Genomic DNA, 18,593 nt, shown 5'->3' on the forward strand with positions numbered 1-18,593 from the left:
ATGACCACAACCCGCAAAACGATTGCTATTATCTCGGGAACGATAGCGCTACTTATCGTTCTGTTTTTCATCGTACTGGCGACCTTCGACTGGAACCGCCTGAAGCCCACGATTAACCAGAAGGTGTCCGCCGAGCTGAACCGGCCGTTTGCCATTCGCGGCGACCTCGGCGTGGTCTGGGAGCGCCAGCGCGACGAGCGGGGCTGGCGAAGCTGGGTGCCCTGGCCCCACGTCCATGCCGAAGATATTGTCCTCGGCAACCCACCTGATATTCCCCAGGTCACGATGGTGCACCTGCCGCGCGTCGAAGCCACGCTGGCGCCGCTGTCGCTGCTGAGCAAAACGGTCTATCTGCCGTGGATTAAGCTGCAGCAGCCCGATGCCAGGCTGATCAGACTCTCCGAGAAAACCAATAACTGGACCTTTACCCTCGGGTCGGACGACGCTGCGGCCAGCCAGGCCGCGCCATCGGACTGGTCTTTCCGGCTGGATAACATTCTCTTCGATCGCGGACGGATTGCCATTATCGACAAGGTGACGCGCGCCGATATTACCCTGACGGTCGATCCGCTGGGTAAACCGCTGCCGTTTAGCGAGGTCACCGGCACGGAAGGCAAAGAGGCGCCAAAGAAGGTGGCGGACTACGTTTTTGGGCTGACGGCCAGGGGGAGCTATCGTGACCAGCCGCTCTCCGGCAGCGGTAAAATTGGCGGCATGCTGGCGCTGCGCAGCGAAGGGACGCCGTTCCCGCTGCAGGGCGACTTCCGCTCCGGCAATACCCGGGTGGCCTTTAGCGGGACGGTGAACGACCCGCTGAGCCTGGGCGGCGTCGATTTACGCCTGAAGTTCTCCGGCGATTCGCTGGGGGATTTATACGATCTTACCGGAATCGTCCTGCCGGATACGCCAGCGTTCTCCACTGACGGTCGCCTGCGGGCGACCTTCAATCAGCAGGGCGGGTCGCGCTTTACCTACCGAGATTTCAATGGCCGAATCGGCGAAAGCGACATTCACGGCTCCCTGACCTACGCCACCGGCAAGCCGCGCCCGAAGCTGGAGGGCGACGTTGAATCCCGCCAGCTGCGTCTGGCGGACCTCGGGCCGCTGATTGGCGTGAACGCCGAGAGTAAGGGGAGCAAAACCGAGCAGCGTAAAGGCGAAGCTACGCCGCAGCCGGCCGGGAAAATCCTGCCTTACGATCGCTTTGAGACCGACAAGTGGCAGCTGATGGATGCCGATGTCCGCTTCAAGGGGCGGCGAATTGAGCACGGCGGCACGTTACCGATTAGCGACCTCAGCACCCACGTTATCCTTGAGCGCGGCGACCTGCGCCTGCAGCCGCTGCGCTTTGGCCTCGCCAACGGCACGATCGCCGGCAGCCTGCATCTGCAGGGCGATAAAAAGCCGCTGCAGGGCACCGCTAACCTGCAGGCCAGACGCCTGAAGCTCAAGGCGCTGATGCCGAACGTGGAGATGATGCAGAAGACCCTCGGCGAGATGAACGGCGATATGCAGCTGCGCGGCACCGGTAACTCGGTGGCGGCGCTGCTGGGCAACAGCAACGGCAATATCAAGCTGCTGATGAACGATGGCCTGATTAGCCGAAACCTGATGGAAATTCTGGGGCTGAACGTCGGTAACTATCTTATCGGGCAGATCTTTGGCGACGATGAGGTGCGGGTAAACTGCGCGGCGGCGAACGTTGACGTGGTTAACGGCGTCGCGCGGCCGCAGATCTTTGCCTTTGATACCGAAAATGCGCTGATTAACGTCACCGGGACCGCCAGCTTCGCCTCGGAGCAGCTCGACTTAACCATCGACCCCGAAAGCAAGGGGCTGCGCATTATTACCCTGCGCTCGCCGCTGTACGTGCGCGGCACGTTTAAATCCCCGAACGCCGGAGTGAAGGTGGGGCCGCTGATCGCCCGCGGTGCGGTAGCGGCCGCGCTGGCAACGCTGGTCACCCCGGCTGCGGCGCTGCTGGCGCTGGTATCGCCGGCGGAGGGCGAAGCCAACCAGTGTCAGACGATTTTATCGCAGATGAAAAAGTAGATTCGGAGAAGAGCTGCCCGGCGCGGCGCGCCGGGCAGCAAAGGATTACAGCGACTGGTGGCGAGTTTCGTGGGTCAGCAGCAGCGCAATCAGCGTCAGCGCAGCCATCGACGCCAGGTAGAGTCCTACCGCCGTCAGGCCGTAGTTGCCCTGCAGCCAGGCGGCAATATACGGCGCGACGGAAGCGCCAAGAATCGACGAGACGTTATAAGAGAACGATGCGCCGGTGTAGCGTACTTCCGTCGGGAACAGCTCCGGCAGCAGGGCGCCCATCGGACCGAAGGTCAGCCCCATCAGGCTCAAGCCGAGCAGCAGAAACGCGAAGACCAGCACCGGCTGACCGGAACCCAGCAGCGGTTTAAAGGCGAACAGGGCAAAGAGAATAATCATTGAGGTAATGACGATCATGCTCTTACGACGGCCAAACGCGTCCGCCAGCAGGCCGGCAATCGGCACCATCACGCCAAAGCCAATCACCGCCATCATCAGCATCCACAGCACTTCATTACGCGGCAGACCGAGGCCCACTGGCGCAGCGCCGGTGCTGAAGGTCATGGAGTAGACGGTCATGATATAGAACAGGGTATAGGTGGCCAGCATGATGAAGGTACCGAGCACGGTCACCCGCACGTGCTTAGTCAGCAGCGTCCCCAGCGGGATTTTTACCTGTTTCTTCGCCGCGGCGATTTTGGCAAAGACCGGCGTTTCATGCAGCGAAACGCGGACGTAAAGCCCGATAATCACCAGCACGGCGGAGAAGATAAACGGCACGCGCCAGCCCCATTCCATAAACTGCTGGTCGGTCAGCAGCCAGGAGAGCAGCAGGAAGGTGCCGTTAGCGAAGAAGAAGCCGATCGGCGCGCCCAGCTGCGGGAAGGAGCCGTACAGCGCGCGTTTACGCGGCGGGGCGTTCTCGGTGGCCAGCAGGGCTGCGCCGCCCCATTCACCGCCAAGGCCCAGCCCCTGACCAAAGCGCGCCAGCGCCAGCAGCATCGGAGCCAGAATGCCAATGCTCTCATAGCCGGGCAGCAGGCCGATCACCACGGTAGAGATCCCCATGGTCAGCAGCGAGGCGACCAGCGTCACCTTACGACCGACGCGATCGCCGAAGTGGCCGAACAGCGCTGAGCCAATCGGACGCGCGACGAAGGCAATGGCGAAGGTTGCCAGCGACTGCAGCGTCGCGGCGGCCGGGTCGCCCTGCGGGAAGAAGATATGCGGAAACACGATAACCGCGGCGGTGGCGTAGATGTAGAAGTCGAAGAACTCAATGGCGGTGCCGATGAGTGAGGCAACGACGACCTTATTGCGCGAGTTAACCGGTGCGGTTTCCTGCGCCTTGTCGAGCGTGGTGGCTGTGGCTTGCATAGATCTTTCTTATTTTTAGCGAACGAAAAGCCATATAGCCACAGCAAAAGCGACATTTCAATCTGTAACAAGGGGCGGGAGAGGCCAAAAAACGGGCAAAAAGCGGATAATTTTTGTGCCTGAAAAATAACTTCTATGAAATGCTTCACATAAATAAAATAATGGCAGATAAAACCAGGTTTAGGTTAAATAAAAGTTACGCGTTGGATTTATCTGCTGAAATGATGGATCGGGCTGAATGATACCTCTCCGTTCAGCCCGATACGGCATCAATCGTGGGTTTTCCCCGGCATCCGGCGGTCGTCTTTATACTCGGCGGTGGCAATCCACGCCGCGCAGAACAGGGTCAGGCGCGCGAAGAAATAGAAAAAGGCCATCAGCCCTAAAACGGAGCCAAACGCGGCGCCCGACGGCGACTTCACCAGCGCCGGCAGCGTCCAGGTCATGACGATTTTAATCACCTCAAAGCCGATTGCCGCAATCATCGTGCCGCGTATCAGCGCTTTGCGCCGCGGACGGTGGCGCGGCAGGCGCCAGAAGATCCAGAAAAACAGCAGGTAGTTGGCGAAAATCGAGATCGCCAGGCCAATCAGCCGCCAGGCCGGTTTTAGCCACTCAATATTGTCGAGATACAGCGCGGAGATGATGGTCTGCTGCGCGGCGCCGGCAATAGAGGTAATGGAGAGGGTAATAATCAGGGCGACCAGCAGGCCAATCAGCGAAATAAAGTCGCGGAAGTATTTTACCCAGATCTTTTCCTGATCCTGCGGCGTACGTTCCCAGACGTCGCGGGACTGGGCGCGGATGGCTTCCCGCAGGTTGCCCATCCAGTTAATGCCGGAATAAAGCGCGACCAGCAGCCCAACCAGGCCGACGGTGGTGCGCTGCTGAACCGCGGTATTAATGGTGTTCTTCAGCGTTGCCGCCAGCGTCGGATCGCTGACGTTGAGCAGGATTTTATCGAAGATGTCCTGCAGCAGCGTCGGATGCCAGGTGAGGACAAAGCCGGCGGCGGCGAAGGAGACCATCAGTATCGGGATCATCGACAGAAACGAGAAGTAGGTGATGGCCGCGCCGAACTGATTACCCAGGCGGTCGTTAAAGCGCTCTGCCGCGCGGATCAGGTGCGCAATAATCGGATTTCGCTGGACCTTTTCCGCCGTCCCGGTCACGCTTTTCAGCGCCTGGTTCGCTTTCTGTCCCACGGCGGATTCGTTGATGGCGGCCAGCGTGCTTTTACTCTTTTCCGGCTGCTGGCCCGGATCCTGGGCCGGGCGTGTCGCGTCGTTTTCCGGTGTCATCAGTTATTTCTTCCTTTTTTTACAGCGAGATTCAGCAAAAATTATATACGCAAAACGCCGGTTGCGGCGGCGGAGCGGTAAACCCGCATCCTGACTCTGGCGAAACGGGCCCGCCGTGCGCTAGTCGACGTAGCCCTTCATCACGCCACCCAGCCACTCCATAAACAGGTGGACGCGACGCGAAAGATTGCGCCGATGCGGGTAGATAAGCGAGACCGGCAGCGGTTCGGCGCGGTATTGCGGCAGAATTTCTATCAGCTCCCCGGTGCGCAGCGCTTCGCGAACGCCGGTGCGCGGAACCTGAATAATGCCCAGCCCGGCGAGGCAGGCGGCCTGATAGGTTTCGGTGCTATTGACGGTCAGTATGCCGCCGGTTTTTACCCAGCGCACGGCGCCGTCGCTGACGACCTCAAAACCCGCCGGGCGAACGCCAAGGGTGCTGGCATAGTGGATCAGGGCATGATCGCCGAGATCGTCAAGAGAGTGCGGATAGCCGAAGCGCGCCAGGTACTGCGGGCTGGCGCAGTTAATTTGCGTCAGCTTACCCAGCGGACGCGCGATCAGGCCGGAATCTTTCAGCGTACCGACGCGGACGACGCAATCAAAACCTTCGCGGATCACGTCAACCAGCCGGTCGCTGCTGCTCAGTTCAAGCTCGATCCCCGGATACTGCTGCAAAAAGGCCGGCAGCCGCGGAATGATCAGCTTTTTTGCCACGCCGACCGGCATATCTACCCGCAGTCGTCCGCTGATGCTGGAGGGATCGTGCTGGAATATGCCGTCCAGCTCCTCGAGGTTGCTCAGAAGGTCTTTGGCGCGCTCGTAGTAGACCATCCCGTCCTGAGTCAGCTGCACCCGGCGCGTGGTGCGGTGCAGAAGGCGTGCGCCGAGGTGGCTTTCCAGCGCCTGTATCTGGCGCGAAACGCTGCCTTTCGGCAGGCCCAGGGTGTCGGCGGCGCGGGAAAAGCTCTCCAGCTCCGCCACGCGAATGAACAGCTGCATTGCGTGAATTTTATCCATACCCGAGACCTATTGTTGTTGCCAGGGAAACAGTAAAACGTAATTTAGCGTATTTATTGTTTTTCTGTCAGCTAATAAGCTCTTTCACGATGCAAACGCAACTGATAAGGGGTTTCTGATGACACAACGTATTGCTTTAGTGACCGGCGGCAGCCGTGGATTGGGAAAAAACGCGGCGCTGAAGCTGGCGGCGAAGGGAACCGATATTATCCTCACCTACCACAGCAACCGCCAGGCGGCGCTGGAAGTTGTCGCTGAAATCGAACAAAAAGGGGTTAAAGCTGCGGCATTAGCGCTTAACGTCGCCGATACGTCGAGCTTCGAAAGCTTTGCTCTCGAGGTGAAGACGCTCCTGCAGCAGCGCTGGCAGCGCGGCACCTTTGATTATTTATTAAACAACGCCGGGATCGGCATCAACGTCGCCTTTGCACAGACCAGCGAGGCGCAGTTTGACGAGCTGATGAATATCCAGTTCAAAGGCCCGTTCTTTCTGACCCAGCGCCTGCTGCCGCTGCTGCAGGACGGCGGGCGGATCCTCAACGTCTCAAGCGGGCTGGCCCGTTTCGCGCTGCCGGGCTATGCCGCCTATGCGGCAATGAAAGGGGCAATGGAGGTACTGACCCGCTACCAGGCAAAAGAGCTGGGCGCGCGCGGGATCTCGGTGAACATTATTGCGCCGGGGGCCATCGAGACGGACTTTGGCGGCGGCGTGGTGCGCGATAATACGCAGGTAAACCAGCATATTGCGGCGCAAACGGCGCTGGGGCGGGTAGGGCTGCCGGACGATATCGGCGACGCGATAGCGGCGCTGCTGAGCGACGATCTGAAATGGATGAACGCCCAGCGGGTGGAGGTTTCCGGCGGGATGTTCCTGTAAGCGGCGAGGCCGCCGCGTCAATTGGCTCTGCAACGGACGCGGCGGCGTATTCTACTGCCGGCGGCGCTAGCCTGCCGCAGCGGCGGGCCGATGATAATCGCGCGGCAGCAGGCCAAATAGCCAGTCGTTATGCCAGCGGCCGTTGAGCCAGTAGCATTCGCGCAGCTCGCCCTCCAGCAGAAAGCCGGTTTTCTGCAGCAGGCTTTTCGAAGCGATGTTGCCGGCGGTGACGGTGGCGGTCAGGCGACGGACGCCGCCTGCGGAAAAGGCAAAATCGCACAGCGCCTGCAGTGATTCGTAGCCGTAGCCTTTTCCCTGGGCCTGGGGAGTGAACAGAAACCCGACCTCAGCGCAGTCGTCCTCGTGGTGCCGGTAGCCGGTCATGCCGAGCGGCTCGTGGGTTTGTCGATCGCGGACGATCAGGCACAGCCAGTGCCTAGCGCCCGGCGTCCACGGCGACAGGCGCGAATCAAACGCTTCGCGGATCTCGGCGAGCGGGCGCGAATCGGCAATATAGAGCATCACCTGCGGATCGCGCTGCAGGGCTAAAAAGAAGGACCAGTCATCCAGCTGCAGCGGCGAGCAGCGCAGCCGTGGCGTAAGCAGTTCAGGCATAGATCGGAGTTCCTGCAAAGGTCGATAGCGTGACCATAGCAGGACATTCTCCGCCCGAATAGCACCTGGTTATAATGGCTCGCCGTAGAGGCCTATCAGCCGACGCACCACGCCGTTGGTCCAGCCGAAACCATCCTGCAGCGGGTATTCACCGCCGCCGCCCTCGTGCGGGACGCCGCTGGCAATATGGTACTTCTCAATCAACTTATGATGCTGCTTGTAGAAGTGGTTCACCGTTTGCAGCCAGCTTTGGGCTATCTCATCGCCGAGCGGGTCCTGGCCGTACATTTTAAAGCCCTGCACCGCCATCCACTGCAGCGGCGCCCAGCCGTTGGGCTTATCCCACTGTTCGCCGCTTTCATACTCGGTGGCCATAATGCCGCCAGGGGTCAGCAGGCGAGCCCGCACCGCGTCGGCAAGGCGATCCGCCTGTTCATGCGTCGCCATTCCGACGTACAGCGGCACGATGCTGGCGGCCGAAAAGAGCGCCAGCTGCTCGCGGCGCCAGTCGTAGTCGCGGAAGCAGCCGCTGTCGTCATCCCACAAATAGCGGGTCACCGCCGCCCGACGGTCGCTGGCCTTCTGGCGAAACGCGGCTTCCGTTTCGCGATCGCCCTCAACGCCGGAGAGATTGGCGATGGTATTTTCGAGTTTGAACAGGAAGGCGTTCAAATCGATGGGGATAAACTGGGTGGTGCGAATACTCGCCAGACGGGTGATATCGCGCAGCCAGCGGCTGGAGTAGTCCCAGCCGGAGGCGGCGCCGGCGCGCAGGTCACGGTAAACCTCGTTGGGCGGGCGGCCGGAGTGCTTTGCCGTTTCGACATCTTCGCGCCAGGACTCGTCGCGCGGGGTGTCGCGATCGTCCCAGTAGCGGTTGAGCAGCGAGCCGTCCGGCATACGCACCGCGTGGCGATAGGCCTGGTTCGGGATCAGCGACTCGGCGCCGTCCATCCAGAAGCGGTACTCCATCTTCAGGTGCTCAAGGTAGCGGCGAGCGCCGCGCACGCCGTCCTCTTCAAACAGCTCAACCATCAGGGCGAAAACCGGCGGCTGCGAACGGCTGAGGTAGTAGGTGCGATTGCCGTTAGGGATATGACCGTAGGTTTCAATCATCCACGCGAAGTTGTCCGCCATGCACTTCAGCAGGTCCTCGCGACCGCTCTCCGCCAGCCCCAGCATCGTGAAGTAGGAGTCCCAGTAGTAGGTCTCGCTAAAGCGTCCACCGGGCACAATATACGACTGCGGCAGCGCCAGCAGCGACGACCACGGGATATGATCCTGCGGCTCGCGGGTGAGGATCGGCCAGAGGTGATCGATATGCTCTTTCAGGGATCGCTTAGGATCGGAAACGTAATCTTCCGCGCGATGATCCGGTAGCCAGAAGTGATCCTCGACGAACTGCCGCAGATCGAACCCTGGGATGCGCCTCACCCGCCGGTAGTGGATTAAAATATCCAGCGGGTCCTGCTTTGGCGCACAGTCGGGGAAGGTTTTGCTGTCGGCGAAAATGCGCGATTTTTGCACGTGGGCGAACAGCTCCAGGTAGCGATCGGCCGGGGTCAGGGCGTCAGACGCCGGCAGCCCCTCGATAATTTCTGGCTCCGGTTCGGCGTCGAACATTTCGTCCAGTTTTAACTCATACGGATCGGCTTCGTAGCGCAGATCGACGTCGATCTTTAACTCATCGCTATTATCGTTGCGTAATGTCTGGCTGGACATAGTGATACGGACCTCCGGATCGCGTCGCTAAATGGCGCCGGATATTCCCGGCATGGCTTTTAAGCTTAGTCATTCGCTTCGGTTTTCGTGGGGGAAACTGTGCGTCAGGTCACGCTTCTGTGCAAATACCTGAAGCCGGAATTTTTATTACTCACTGATTTATATCGTTAATTTATGAACGGGTGCTCTGAATCGCGCGGAAAAATTCAGAGCAATCGTTTTGCAACAAAATCTTATTTTATGGCGCAGGCGCGGGATTACTCCCACGCCGCTTCCAGCATCTCCAGCAGCTGTTCGCTGCTTAGCGTGACCGGGTTGGCTTTCATCGACGACGAGCCGCTGGCGGCCAGCGCGGCGGGCTCAAGCGCCCGATGCGCCACGCCCAGATCGTTGAGATTGCCGAGACCGGCGCCGCGGCTCCATTCGTGCAGGCTCTCCCAGGCGGTATCCGGATGCACGTTGAGCCCGTCGGCCAGCCAGCGGCGCACGTCGTTAAAGCGCTCGCGCAGGGCTTCATCGGTGACCAGCGATTCGTTAAGCGCGAGGCCGAAGGGCAGCAGGCAGCCGCACAGCGCGCCGTGGGAGGCGTTGCTCAGGCCGCCCAGCGGCCCCGCCAGGCCGTGAACAACGCCGAGACCGGCATTGGCCAGCGCCAGGCCGCCGCACAGGCTGGCCCACGCCATTTCATCGCGACTCTGCGGGCACTCTTTTGTCATTAGCGTTTTCAGCGCCTTGATGCCGCGCGGGATCGCCTCCCGGCACAGGGCGTCGGTAAACGGGTTGGCCCGGGTGCACAGCCAGGGTTCGATAAGCTGGGCGATCGCATCGAGGCCGGAGCCCAGGGTCACCGCCCGCGGCGCGTTGTCGGTGAGCGCCGGGTCAACGATCGCCAGGTCCGGCAGCATCCGGTCATCGCGCAGGCTGACCTTACGCTGCTGCTGCACGACGTTAATCACCGCGTTTTTCGTCACCTCGGCGCCGGTGCCGGAGGTGGTGGGGATAGCGACAAAGGGCAGCGGATGCGCTTCCAGCACCCGGCCGCTGCCGACCACTTCCAGATACTCGATAACCTCCCCGGATGCCGGCACCAGCGCGGCGATGGCCTTCCCGGCGTCGATCACCGCGCCGCCCCCGAGGCTTACCACCGCCCCGACGCCCCTTTCGCGCGCCAGGCGTACACCCTGCTCGATCGCCTGCAGGTCGGGCTCATGGGCGATGGAGAGGGTCGTCACCTCCAGCGCGTGGGCGCGAAGTTCGGCCAGCAGAAAGTCGGCCCGCTGCGGGCTGGCGCCGTGAACCAGCAGCACCTTGTCGCTGCGCTGGGCCAGCCAGGGCGCAGCGCTCGGCGCCAGGCCGCGACCAAAACGAATATTTCCCGGGGTTAAAACGTTAAAGGGGGTCAGCATCACGGGCTCCTGTATCGGCAAAAAAGGCAAGCATCCACTATAACCTAAATCATTCGCGTTGCAGGAAGGCGGCAGCGCAGGTAAGTGACCGGGACGCAGCGTGAAGCATGACGAGTATCGACACATTATCCGACGGGCTACTCTTTGTTGGCTGTACTCGCGTAGCCGATGGAGTATGGTGAATAAAACGTCTCTTCAGTTAAGGAATCCCTGACAATGCTAACAATATTGGGTAAACGCTCATCAATTAACGTCCGTAAAGTGCTGTGGACCTGCGAAGAAGCGGGCCTTGAGTATCAGCAGGAGGATTACGGCAGCGGATTTCAGCCGATTGATACCGCGGCGTTCCGCGCGCTGAATCCGAACGCCCTGGTGCCGGTTCTGCTGGATGATGACTTTGTGCTGTGGGAATCGAACAGTATCTGCCGCTACCTGGCGCGTAAGGCCGGACGGGAGGATCTGCTGCCCGTTGCGCCGCAGGCGGCGGCCGAGGTTGAGCACTGGATGGACTGGCAGGCAACGGAGTTTAACAACGCCTGGCGCTATGCGTTTATGGGGCTGGTGCGCAAGGACCCGCGCTTTCAGGACCCGGCGGCGCTGAAAGAGAGCATTGCCAGCTGGACCCGCTGCGTGCAGATAGTGGACCAGCAGCTTCAGCAAACCGGCGGCTGGCTGGCCGGCGGTCGGTTTACGCTGGCGGATATCGTCCTTGGGCTGTCGGTCCATCGCTGGAAAATGACGCCTTTTGCCCATCCGGAGATGCCGGCCGTCGAACGCTGGTATATGGCGCTCAACCAGCGCCCGGCGTTTATGCGCCACGGCAACAACGGCATGGCGTGACGGCAGGATAAAAAAACGTCCAGCTTTACAGCGCCGCGGACGTTAAATTCAGCCTATTCGCTTTGCAATCACCGACCACTGCCGTTACGATCTGCGTCCCTTTTTTATCCACCCGGTAGCGCGTACGGCAGGAAGGTATGGTTTGAGCAGGCGGTTTAGCCCTGTGTTGCTGGCGTCTGTGCTGCTTGTCGGATGCTCCGGAACGCTTTCGCAAATGAGTGTCCCTTCTGACGAAACCAGTCAGGTAGGGCAAAACGGGCATCGGCTCTCCGTCGATACCTTCGTCAACCACTATATGCAGAGCAAGCAGGTGAGCGGCGTGGTGGTGGCGATTATCCGTCATAACGGCCCGGCGGAATTTCACTGCTACGGCGTGACCGATGCCAAAAATCGCTACCCGATTACCCCGGATACGCTCTTTGCCCTCGGCTCGCTGAGCAAAGGGGTTACCGCCGAGGCGATCACCCTGCTGGTCAATGAGGGGCGGCTGCACTGGGACGATACGCTCGCCATGCTGCTGCCGCCGGAGACCCGGCTGAGCGCAGACGCCAAAAACATCACGCTCCTGCAGCTGGTGACGCACACCTCCGGACTGCCGCGCCAGCCAATGAACCTGCTGTCGCTGGAGCATTTGCTGGCCTACCTGAGCGATGGGGAAAACTTCTATCATGAGCTCGACGGCGACGGCGCGCTGGGCTATCTCAGCACCTTCAACGCGCCGCTGGTGCGCGAGCCTGAGTACTCCAATCTCGGCTACGCCATCCTCGGCTACATCCTCAAATATCAGACCGGAGAATCCGTTGAGGCGCTGGCATCGCGGATGATTTTCCAGCCGCTGGCCCTGCATAACACCAGCTTCGTGCCGTCAACGCTGCGCGGATACTCCCGGCGCGCCCTCGGGCATGCGGGGGATCAGCCGAAATTTAAAACCCGCGGTGCGCTGACGCCGGACTGGCAGTTCAGCAACAATATGGTGGGGGCGGCCAACCTGTACAGCGACGCCCGCGACCTCATCGCTTACGCCCGCGCCCACTTTTCACCGACCGGCAATCCGGCGCTGGATAAAGCCTTCACCGACGTTGTCCACGACTACTATCCGCGGCAGACGGAGGCGGCGAATATTGCCTGGGTGACCGATACGATCGGCGGGCAGAAGATTACCTATCAGGTGGGCTACATCGGCGGCTATTCCAGCTATATCGGCTTTGATAAAGCGAACCAGAATGCGGTGGTGGTGCTGCAAAATAGCTTTAACTGGAGTAACTACATCGGGCATGCGATTTTGCAAAATCAGGCGGCGGGAACGGCTTATCGGCTGCGCCATGAGGCGTTGAAAAAAGCCCCGTGAGTACGGGGCCTTGACGTTTAGCGCATGGTCACGAACTCTTCCGCGGCGGTCGGGTGGATCGCTACGGTGTTGTCGAAGTCCTTCTTGGTGGCGCCCATCTTCAGCGCGACCGCAAAGCCCTGCAGCATTTCATCCATGCCGAAGCCGATGCCGTGAATACCGACAATCTTCTCTTCCGGGCCGACGCAGACCAGCTTCATGCGGCACGGCTGGCGGTGCGAGGTGACGGCGGTATACATCGCGGTAAAGGACGATTTATAGACCTTCACCGCCTCGTCGCCGTACTGCTCGCGAGCCTGCGGCTCGGTTAAGCCGACGGTGCCGATTGGCGGGTGGCTGAAGACCACGGTCGGGATGTTGCTGTAGTCCAGATGCTCTTCCGGCTTGTTGTTGAACAGACGCTCGGAGAGACGGCGGCCGGCGGCAACGGCGACCGGCGTCAGCTCGACCGCGCCGGTGTTATCGCCCACCGCGTAGATCCCCGGCACGCTGGTGTTCTGGAACTTATCCACGACGATATAGCCTTTGTCGTTGGTTTCCACCCCGGTGGCCTTGAGGTTGAAGTTATCGGTCTCCGGCTGGCGGCCGATGGCCCAAATCAGGCAATCGACGGTCTGGCTGCGGCCATCTTCGAGGGTCAGGGTCAGGCTGCCGTCGGCGTTTTTCACCACCGACTGCGGAATGGCGTTGGTATGCAGCTGCGGGCCTTCGGCGTTCATCACCTCAACCAGCGTCTCGACAATCAGCGGATCGAAGCTGCGCAGCGGCGCGTGCTTGCGCACGAACAGATGCGTCTCGGCGCCGAGACCGTTAATCACTCCCGCCAGCTCAACCGCGATATAGCCCGCGCCGACAACCGCCACGCGCTTCGGCAGCGCCGGAAGCTCGAAGAAGCCGTTGGAGTCGATGCCGTACTCTACGCCCGGAATTGACGGGTGGCTCGGACGGCCGCCGGTGGCGATGAGGATATGATCGGCGGTCAGGGTTTCGCCGTTGACTTCCACCGTTTTGGCGTCAATAAAGCGGGCGAAGCCCTTAATCACGTCGACCTTATTTTTACCCAGCACGTTGTCGTAGGAGGTATGAATGCGGTCGATGTAGGCGCTGCGGCTGGCAACCAGTCGGTCCCAGTCGAAGTGGTTAATGGTGGTATCGAAACCGTAGTCCGGGCCGTACAGGTGAATCGCTTCGCGGATCTGCGCCGCGTGCCACATTATTTTCTTCGGTACACAGCCGACGTTAACGCAGGTGCCGCCCAGATCTTTCGCTTCAATCAGGGCGCACTTCTGGCCGTACATCGCCGCGCGGTTGATGGAGGCAATGCCGCCGCTGCCGCCGCCGATAGCAATGTAGTCATAATGTTTGCTCATGAGTCATATCCTTAATATCTGAATGCTGCGATTGTATACCGTAAATCAATAGGTTCCGCCGATGACTGCGATTACTCCGGGACGATCCAGCTGACCGTTGCGTGCCCGATGCCGGTCGGAACCAGCTTTTTGTGCAGCCACGGCAGAACGTTGTTCATCTGCTGTTCCAGCTTCCACGGCGGGTTGATCACGATCATCCCCGACGCGGTCATGCCGCGCTGGTCGCTGTCCGGGCGCACGGCAAGCTCAATCTGCATGATTTTACGAATACCGGTTGCTTCTAACTCCTTGATCATGCGCTTAATCTGCGCACGAAGGACCACCGGATACCACAGCGCATAGGTGCCGGTCGCGAAGCGCTTGTAGCCTTCATGAATGCCGGTCACCACCGCCTGGTAATCGCTTTTAATTTCGTACGGCGGGTCAATCAGAATCAGGCCGCGACGGGAGGCGGGCGGCAGCTTTGCCTTCAGCTGCTGATAGCCATCGGATTTTTCTACGCGCGCGCGCTCGTCTTTCTGGAACTCTGAGCGCAGCAGCGGGAAGTCGCTCGGGTGCAGCTCGGTCAGCTGCAGGCTGTCCTGCTCGCGCAGCAGCTGGCGGGCAACCAGCGGGGAGCCAGGGTAGTAGCGCAGCTGGCCGCTACGGTTGAAGTGCTGAACCACGGAGATATACGGCTCCAGCTCGGCCGGCAGGTCATCCTGCTGCCAGATGCGGGCGATGCCTTCCATGTACTCACCGGTACGCTCGGCGTGCTCGCTGCTCAGATGGTAGCGACCTGCGCCGGCGTGGGTGTCCAGATAGAGAAACGGCTTCTCTTTCTCTTTCAGCGATTCAATGATCAGACTCTGAACGGTGTGTTTGAGGACGTCGGCGTGGTTGCCTGCGTGAAAGCTGTGGCGATAACTGAGCATGGATGCAGAGATTCCGGGAATTAAACAAGATAACCGATAGTTTACCGCAGATCCGTGCGGATTACCGCTGTAGCGCCGTGCTGTTTCAATTGTGGCAAAAGCGTTGCAAAACATAACGGTGTCATAAAAGCGTCAAACGGTCGCGCTAGCGTCGCGTGCAGGCAAGGTAATCGTTTGAATAAAAGGAAAAATAATGAAACTGCAAATCACACTTCTGACGTCGGCGCTGATCCTGGCGCTGCCGGCGCTGGCTAAAGACCTTCCGCTCAATCAGGCCGCGGCGATCGCCGCCAGCGTGACGCCTGCGGCCGCCGGTCCGGCGTTTGACGCGCTGGAAAGCCAGACGCTGGCGGCGCTACGCCAGGCGCTGAAAGGGGATGCCGCAACCCTCACCCGCGACCAGCTGGAGCACGCAAAACAAAATAAAACCCAGGCGGATAAAGCCTGGCTTAAGGCCAGCGGCTACGATTTTCAGGCTAAAGAGAACCAGCAGGCGGGGATTGCGCTGCTCTCGGCGTTCAGCAAGCTCCCGGATCCGGTGGTGAAAGATAACCTCGCCACCGTCACCGCCATTAACCGCGATGCCACCCAGGCTACCCGCCAGCAGGCGCTGGCCGATGCCGAGGGGATAAGCTATCTCTACTTCCTCAGCGATGCGATGGGGCCCCGGCTGGGCAAAGCGTTCCTTGCGGCCTACGACAAAGGCGAGCTGGGTAAAGCGGCGGCGCTGATTAAGGCCAGCGAAGTCAGCACCGGCGCGGTGAAAAAGCACTTCAATAACCCGCGTCCGTTCCTGATTCAGGGCAACACCATCCACCTGGTGCCGGATGACGTGGTGGTGAAGGATGGCAAGCCTTACACCGCCGACGGCGGCTCGTTCCCCAGCGGGCACACCAATACCGGCTATACCGATGCCCTGCTGATGGCCGAAATGATCCCGGAGCGCTTCGATGAGCTGGTGACCCGCGGCGCGCGCTACGGCTACTCGCGGATCGTGCTCGGCGTGCACTATCCGCTGGACGTGATGGGCTCGCGGATGGTGGCGCAGCGTAACGTCGCCCACTATCTGAACGATGCAAAATATCGCGCGCTGTTCAACGAGGCGCGCGACCAGCTGCGCGCCGCGCTGGAGAAAGAGTGCGGCACTTCGCTTGCCGAATGCGCGAAAACCGCCGGCAAGGACGATCCGTACCGCGACCCGGCCATGCACGCCTTTTATCGCTTCACTATGACCTACGATCTGCCGCAGCAGAAGGGCGAGAAGCCGGCCCTGAAGGTACCGGAAGGGGCCGAGGTGCTGCTGGAGGCCGCCTTGCCGCATCTTTCCGCCGCGCAGCGTCGGGCGCTGATGGTGAAAAGCGCGCTACCGGCCGGCTATCCGCTGTCGGGAGAGACCGCCGACCAGCAGTTCTGGCAGCGCCTCAACCTGCCTGCCGCCTGGCAGATGGCGCAGAAGGCGCATTAATCTCACCCAGCCCGGCGAAGCAGCGCGCCCGCCGGGATTTTGCTCAACGGCCGGGCTTATTGCAGCAATACCCGGCTCTGCGCATCGCACGACATTGAAATTCACCCAACTATCCCCCATTCTAGATCTCATGCTAAAGCGCCGGAACGCGCGCTTCATTTCCCCTTTTCAACAGGACTGCGCATATGACCAATCCATTACTGACGCCTTTTTCGTTGCCGCCTTTTTCTGCAATCAAGCCGGAGCATGTGGTGCCTGCGGTCACCAAAGCGCTGGACGATTGCCGGGCAGCGGTAGAGAGCGTCGTGGCGCAGGGCGCGCCCTATAGCTGGGAGACGCTGTGCCAGCCGCTGGCGGAAGTTGACGACGTGCTGGGACGTATTTTTTCTCCCGTCAGCCATCTGAACTCGGTAAAAAATAGTCCGGAGCTGCGTGAAGCCTACGAACAAACCCTGCCGCTGCTGTCGGAATACAGCACCTGGGTGGGCCAGAACGAAGGCCTGTACCAGGCGTATCGCGACCTGCGCGACGGCGACCACTACGCCACCCTGAACACCGCCCAGAAAAAAGCGGTGGATAACGCGCTGCGTGATTTTGAACTCTCCGGTATTGGACTGGCAAAAGAGCAGCAGAAGCGCTACGGCGAAATTGCCGCGCGCCTCTCCGAGCTGGGTAACCAGTACAGCAACAACGTGCTCGACGCCACCATGGGCTGGAGCAAGCTGGTCACCGATGAAGCCGAGCTCTCCGGGATGCCGGAGAGCGCGCTGGCCGCGGCTCAGGCCCAGGCGCAGGCTAAAGAGCAGGAAGGCTATCTGCTGACCCTCGATATCCCAAGCTACCTGCCGGTGATGACCTACTGCGACAACCAGGCGCTGCGCGAAGAGCTCTATCGCGCCTACTCCACCCGCGCTTCTGACCAGGGACCGAACGCCGGTAAATGGGACAACAGCCCGGTGATGGCCGAGATCCTCGCCCTGCGCCACGAGCTGGCGCAGCTGCTGGGCTTTGACAGCTACGCGTCAAAATCGCTGTCGACCAAAATGGCGGAAAACCCGCAGCAGGTGCTCGACTTCCTGACCGACTTGGCGAAGCGCGCCCGTCCGCAGGGGGAGAAAGAGCTGGCCCAGCTGCGCGCCTTCGCCAAAGCGGAGTTTGGCATTGATGAGCTGCAGCCGTGGGATATCGCTTACTACAGCGAAAAACAGAAGCAGCATCTCTACAGCATCAGCGATGAGCAGCTGCGCCCCTATTTCCCGGAAAACAGAGCCGTTAACGGCCTGTTCGAAGTGGTTAAACGCATTTACGGCATCAGCGCCAAAGAGCGCACCGATGTTGACGTCTGGCACCCGGAAGTGCGCTTCTTCGAGCTGTATGACGAAAAAGGCGAACTGCGCGGCAGCTTCTATCTCGATCTCTATGCGCGCGAGCACAAGCGCGGCGGCGCGTGGATGGACGACTGCGTCGGCCAGATGCGCAAGCTGGACGGTTCACTGCAGAAACCGGTGGCCTACCTGACCTGCAACTTTAACCGTCCGGTTAGCGGCAAGCCGGCGCTGTTTACCCATGATGAAGTGATCACTCTGTTCCACGAATTTGGCCACGGCCTGCACCACATGCTGACCTGCATCGATACCCCGGGCGTGTCCGGCATCAGCGGCGTGCCGTGGGACGCGGTTGAGCTGCCGAGCCAGTTCATGGAGAACTGGTGCTGGGAGCCGGAGGCGCTGGCGTTTATCTCCGGCCACTACGAGACCGGCGAACCGCTGCCGCAGGCGCTGCTGGAAAAAATGCTCGCCGCGAAGAATTACCAGGCCGCGCTGTTTATTCTGCGCCAGCTGGAGTTCGGCCTGTTCGACTTCCGTCTGCATGCGGAGTATCAGCCGGAGCAAGGGGCGAAAATCCTCGAGACGCTGGCGGAGATCAAAAAGCAGGTCGCCGTGGTGCCTGGCCCGTCGTGGGGTCGCTTCCCGCACGCCTTCAGCCACATTTTTGCCGGCGGCTACGCGGCGGGCTACTACAGCTACCTGTGGGCCGACGTGCTGGCGGCGGATGCCTTCTCCCGCTTTGAGGAAGAGGGGATTTTCAACCGCGAAACCGGCCAGTCGTTCCTCGATAACATCCTGAGTCGCGGCGGTTCTGAAGAGCCGATGATCCTCTTCAAACGCTTCCGTGGCCGTGAGCCGCAGCTGGACGCGATGCTGGATCACTACGGGATTAAGGGCTAATTTACCCGCCATACTTCAGGCTGCCTCTGCGGCAACTGCACTCACTCACCCCGGGAACCTACGCTGC

At 60.6% G+C, this 18,593-nt stretch carries 14 protein-coding genes; 6 read left to right on the top strand and 8 right to left on the bottom strand.

Annotation, left to right across the window (positions count from 1 at the left end):
• The gene (locus HCK03_RS01095) at window positions 1-2,052 is read left to right on the top strand and encodes an AsmA family protein (protein WP_167691037.1); all 2,052 of its coding nucleotides are present in this window, start codon (window positions 1-3) and stop codon (window positions 2,050-2,052) included.
• 45 nt (window positions 2,053-2,097) lie between these two features.
• On the opposite strand, the gene HCK03_RS01100 is transcribed toward HCK03_RS01095, so the two are convergent.
• From HCK03_RS01100 to HCK03_RS01110, 3 genes are all read right to left on the bottom strand, one after another.
• Window positions 2,098-3,420, bottom strand: a complete 1,323-nt coding sequence (locus HCK03_RS01100) for an MFS transporter (RefSeq protein ID WP_041143117.1) — start codon at window positions 3,418-3,420, stop codon at window positions 2,098-2,100.
• A gap of 269 nt (window positions 3,421-3,689) precedes the next feature.
• Window positions 3,690-4,721 (bottom strand): inner membrane protein YhjD, encoded by a 1,032-nt coding sequence (yhjD, locus tag HCK03_RS01105; RefSeq protein ID WP_041143116.1) that lies wholly within the window; start codon window positions 4,719-4,721, stop codon window positions 3,690-3,692.
• Between the two features lie 120 nt (window positions 4,722-4,841).
• Entirely contained in the window at window positions 4,842-5,741 is a 900-nt protein-coding gene (locus tag HCK03_RS01110) for a LysR family transcriptional regulator (protein ID WP_041143115.1), read from the bottom strand.
• Window positions 5,742-5,859: 118 nt separating this feature from the next.
• Between HCK03_RS01110 and HCK03_RS01115 the strand changes: the two genes are divergently transcribed.
• On the top strand, window positions 5,860-6,618 hold the full coding sequence (locus tag HCK03_RS01115; protein WP_041143114.1) for an SDR family NAD(P)-dependent oxidoreductase: 759 nt from the start codon (window positions 5,860-5,862) through the stop codon (window positions 6,616-6,618).
• A 66-nt stretch (window positions 6,619-6,684) separates the two neighbouring features.
• Here HCK03_RS01115 and HCK03_RS01120 read toward each other — a convergent pair whose 3' ends face one another.
• The 3 genes from HCK03_RS01120 to HCK03_RS01130 all read right to left on the bottom strand — a co-directional run bounded on the left by HCK03_RS01120 (window position 6,685) and on the right by HCK03_RS01130 (window position 10,361).
• On the bottom strand, window positions 6,685-7,233 hold the full coding sequence (locus HCK03_RS01120) for a GNAT family N-acetyltransferase (RefSeq protein ID WP_041143113.1): 549 nt from the start codon (window positions 7,231-7,233) through the stop codon (window positions 6,685-6,687).
• A gap of 69 nt (window positions 7,234-7,302) precedes the next feature.
• Window positions 7,303-8,955: an alpha,alpha-trehalase gene (locus tag HCK03_RS01125; protein ID WP_148250718.1), complete on the bottom strand. Its 1,653-nt coding sequence runs from the start codon at window positions 8,953-8,955 to the stop codon at window positions 7,303-7,305.
• A gap of 257 nt (window positions 8,956-9,212) precedes the next feature.
• Window positions 9,213-10,361 carry an iron-containing alcohol dehydrogenase gene (locus HCK03_RS01130; protein ID WP_123552496.1) on the bottom strand — a complete coding sequence of 383 codons (1,149 nt, stop codon included), beginning with the start codon at window positions 10,359-10,361 and terminating at the stop codon, window positions 9,213-9,215.
• Between the two features lie 216 nt (window positions 10,362-10,577).
• Between HCK03_RS01130 and HCK03_RS01135 the strand changes: the two genes are divergently transcribed.
• A complete protein-coding gene (locus HCK03_RS01135) occupies window positions 10,578-11,201 on the top strand; it encodes a glutathione S-transferase family protein (RefSeq protein ID WP_148250719.1) in 624 nt (207 codons plus the stop codon).
• 214 nt (window positions 11,202-11,415) lie between these two features.
• The gene (locus tag HCK03_RS01140; protein ID WP_052474431.1) at window positions 11,416-12,549 is read left to right on the top strand and encodes a serine hydrolase domain-containing protein; all 1,134 of its coding nucleotides are present in this window, start codon (window positions 11,416-11,418) and stop codon (window positions 12,547-12,549) included.
• Between the two features lie 17 nt (window positions 12,550-12,566).
• Here HCK03_RS01140 and gorA read toward each other — a convergent pair whose 3' ends face one another.
• On the bottom strand, window positions 12,567-13,919 hold the full coding sequence (gorA, locus tag HCK03_RS01145) for a glutathione-disulfide reductase (protein WP_041143108.1): 1,353 nt from the start codon (window positions 13,917-13,919) through the stop codon (window positions 12,567-12,569).
• A gap of 71 nt (window positions 13,920-13,990) precedes the next feature.
• Window positions 13,991-14,833, bottom strand: a complete 843-nt coding sequence (locus HCK03_RS01150; RefSeq protein ID WP_041143107.1) for a 23S rRNA (adenine(2030)-N(6))-methyltransferase RlmJ — start codon at window positions 14,831-14,833, stop codon at window positions 13,991-13,993.
• A gap of 193 nt (window positions 14,834-15,026) precedes the next feature.
• Between HCK03_RS01150 and HCK03_RS01155 the strand changes: the two genes are divergently transcribed.
• Together HCK03_RS01155 and prlC are read left to right on the top strand one after the other, a co-directional pair.
• Window positions 15,027-16,298 (top strand): acid phosphatase, encoded by a 1,272-nt coding sequence (locus HCK03_RS01155; RefSeq protein ID WP_167691038.1) that lies wholly within the window; start codon window positions 15,027-15,029, stop codon window positions 16,296-16,298.
• A gap of 185 nt (window positions 16,299-16,483) precedes the next feature.
• Complete coding sequence (gene prlC / locus HCK03_RS01160; protein ID WP_167691039.1) at window positions 16,484-18,526, top strand: oligopeptidase A; 2,043 nt, start codon at window positions 16,484-16,486, stop codon at window positions 18,524-18,526.
• Window positions 18,527-18,593 lie beyond the last annotated feature (67 nt).

It is taken from the genome of Klebsiella terrigena, from assembly GCF_012029655.1.
Taxonomy (GTDB): domain Bacteria; phylum Pseudomonadota; class Gammaproteobacteria; order Enterobacterales; family Enterobacteriaceae; genus Klebsiella; species Klebsiella terrigena.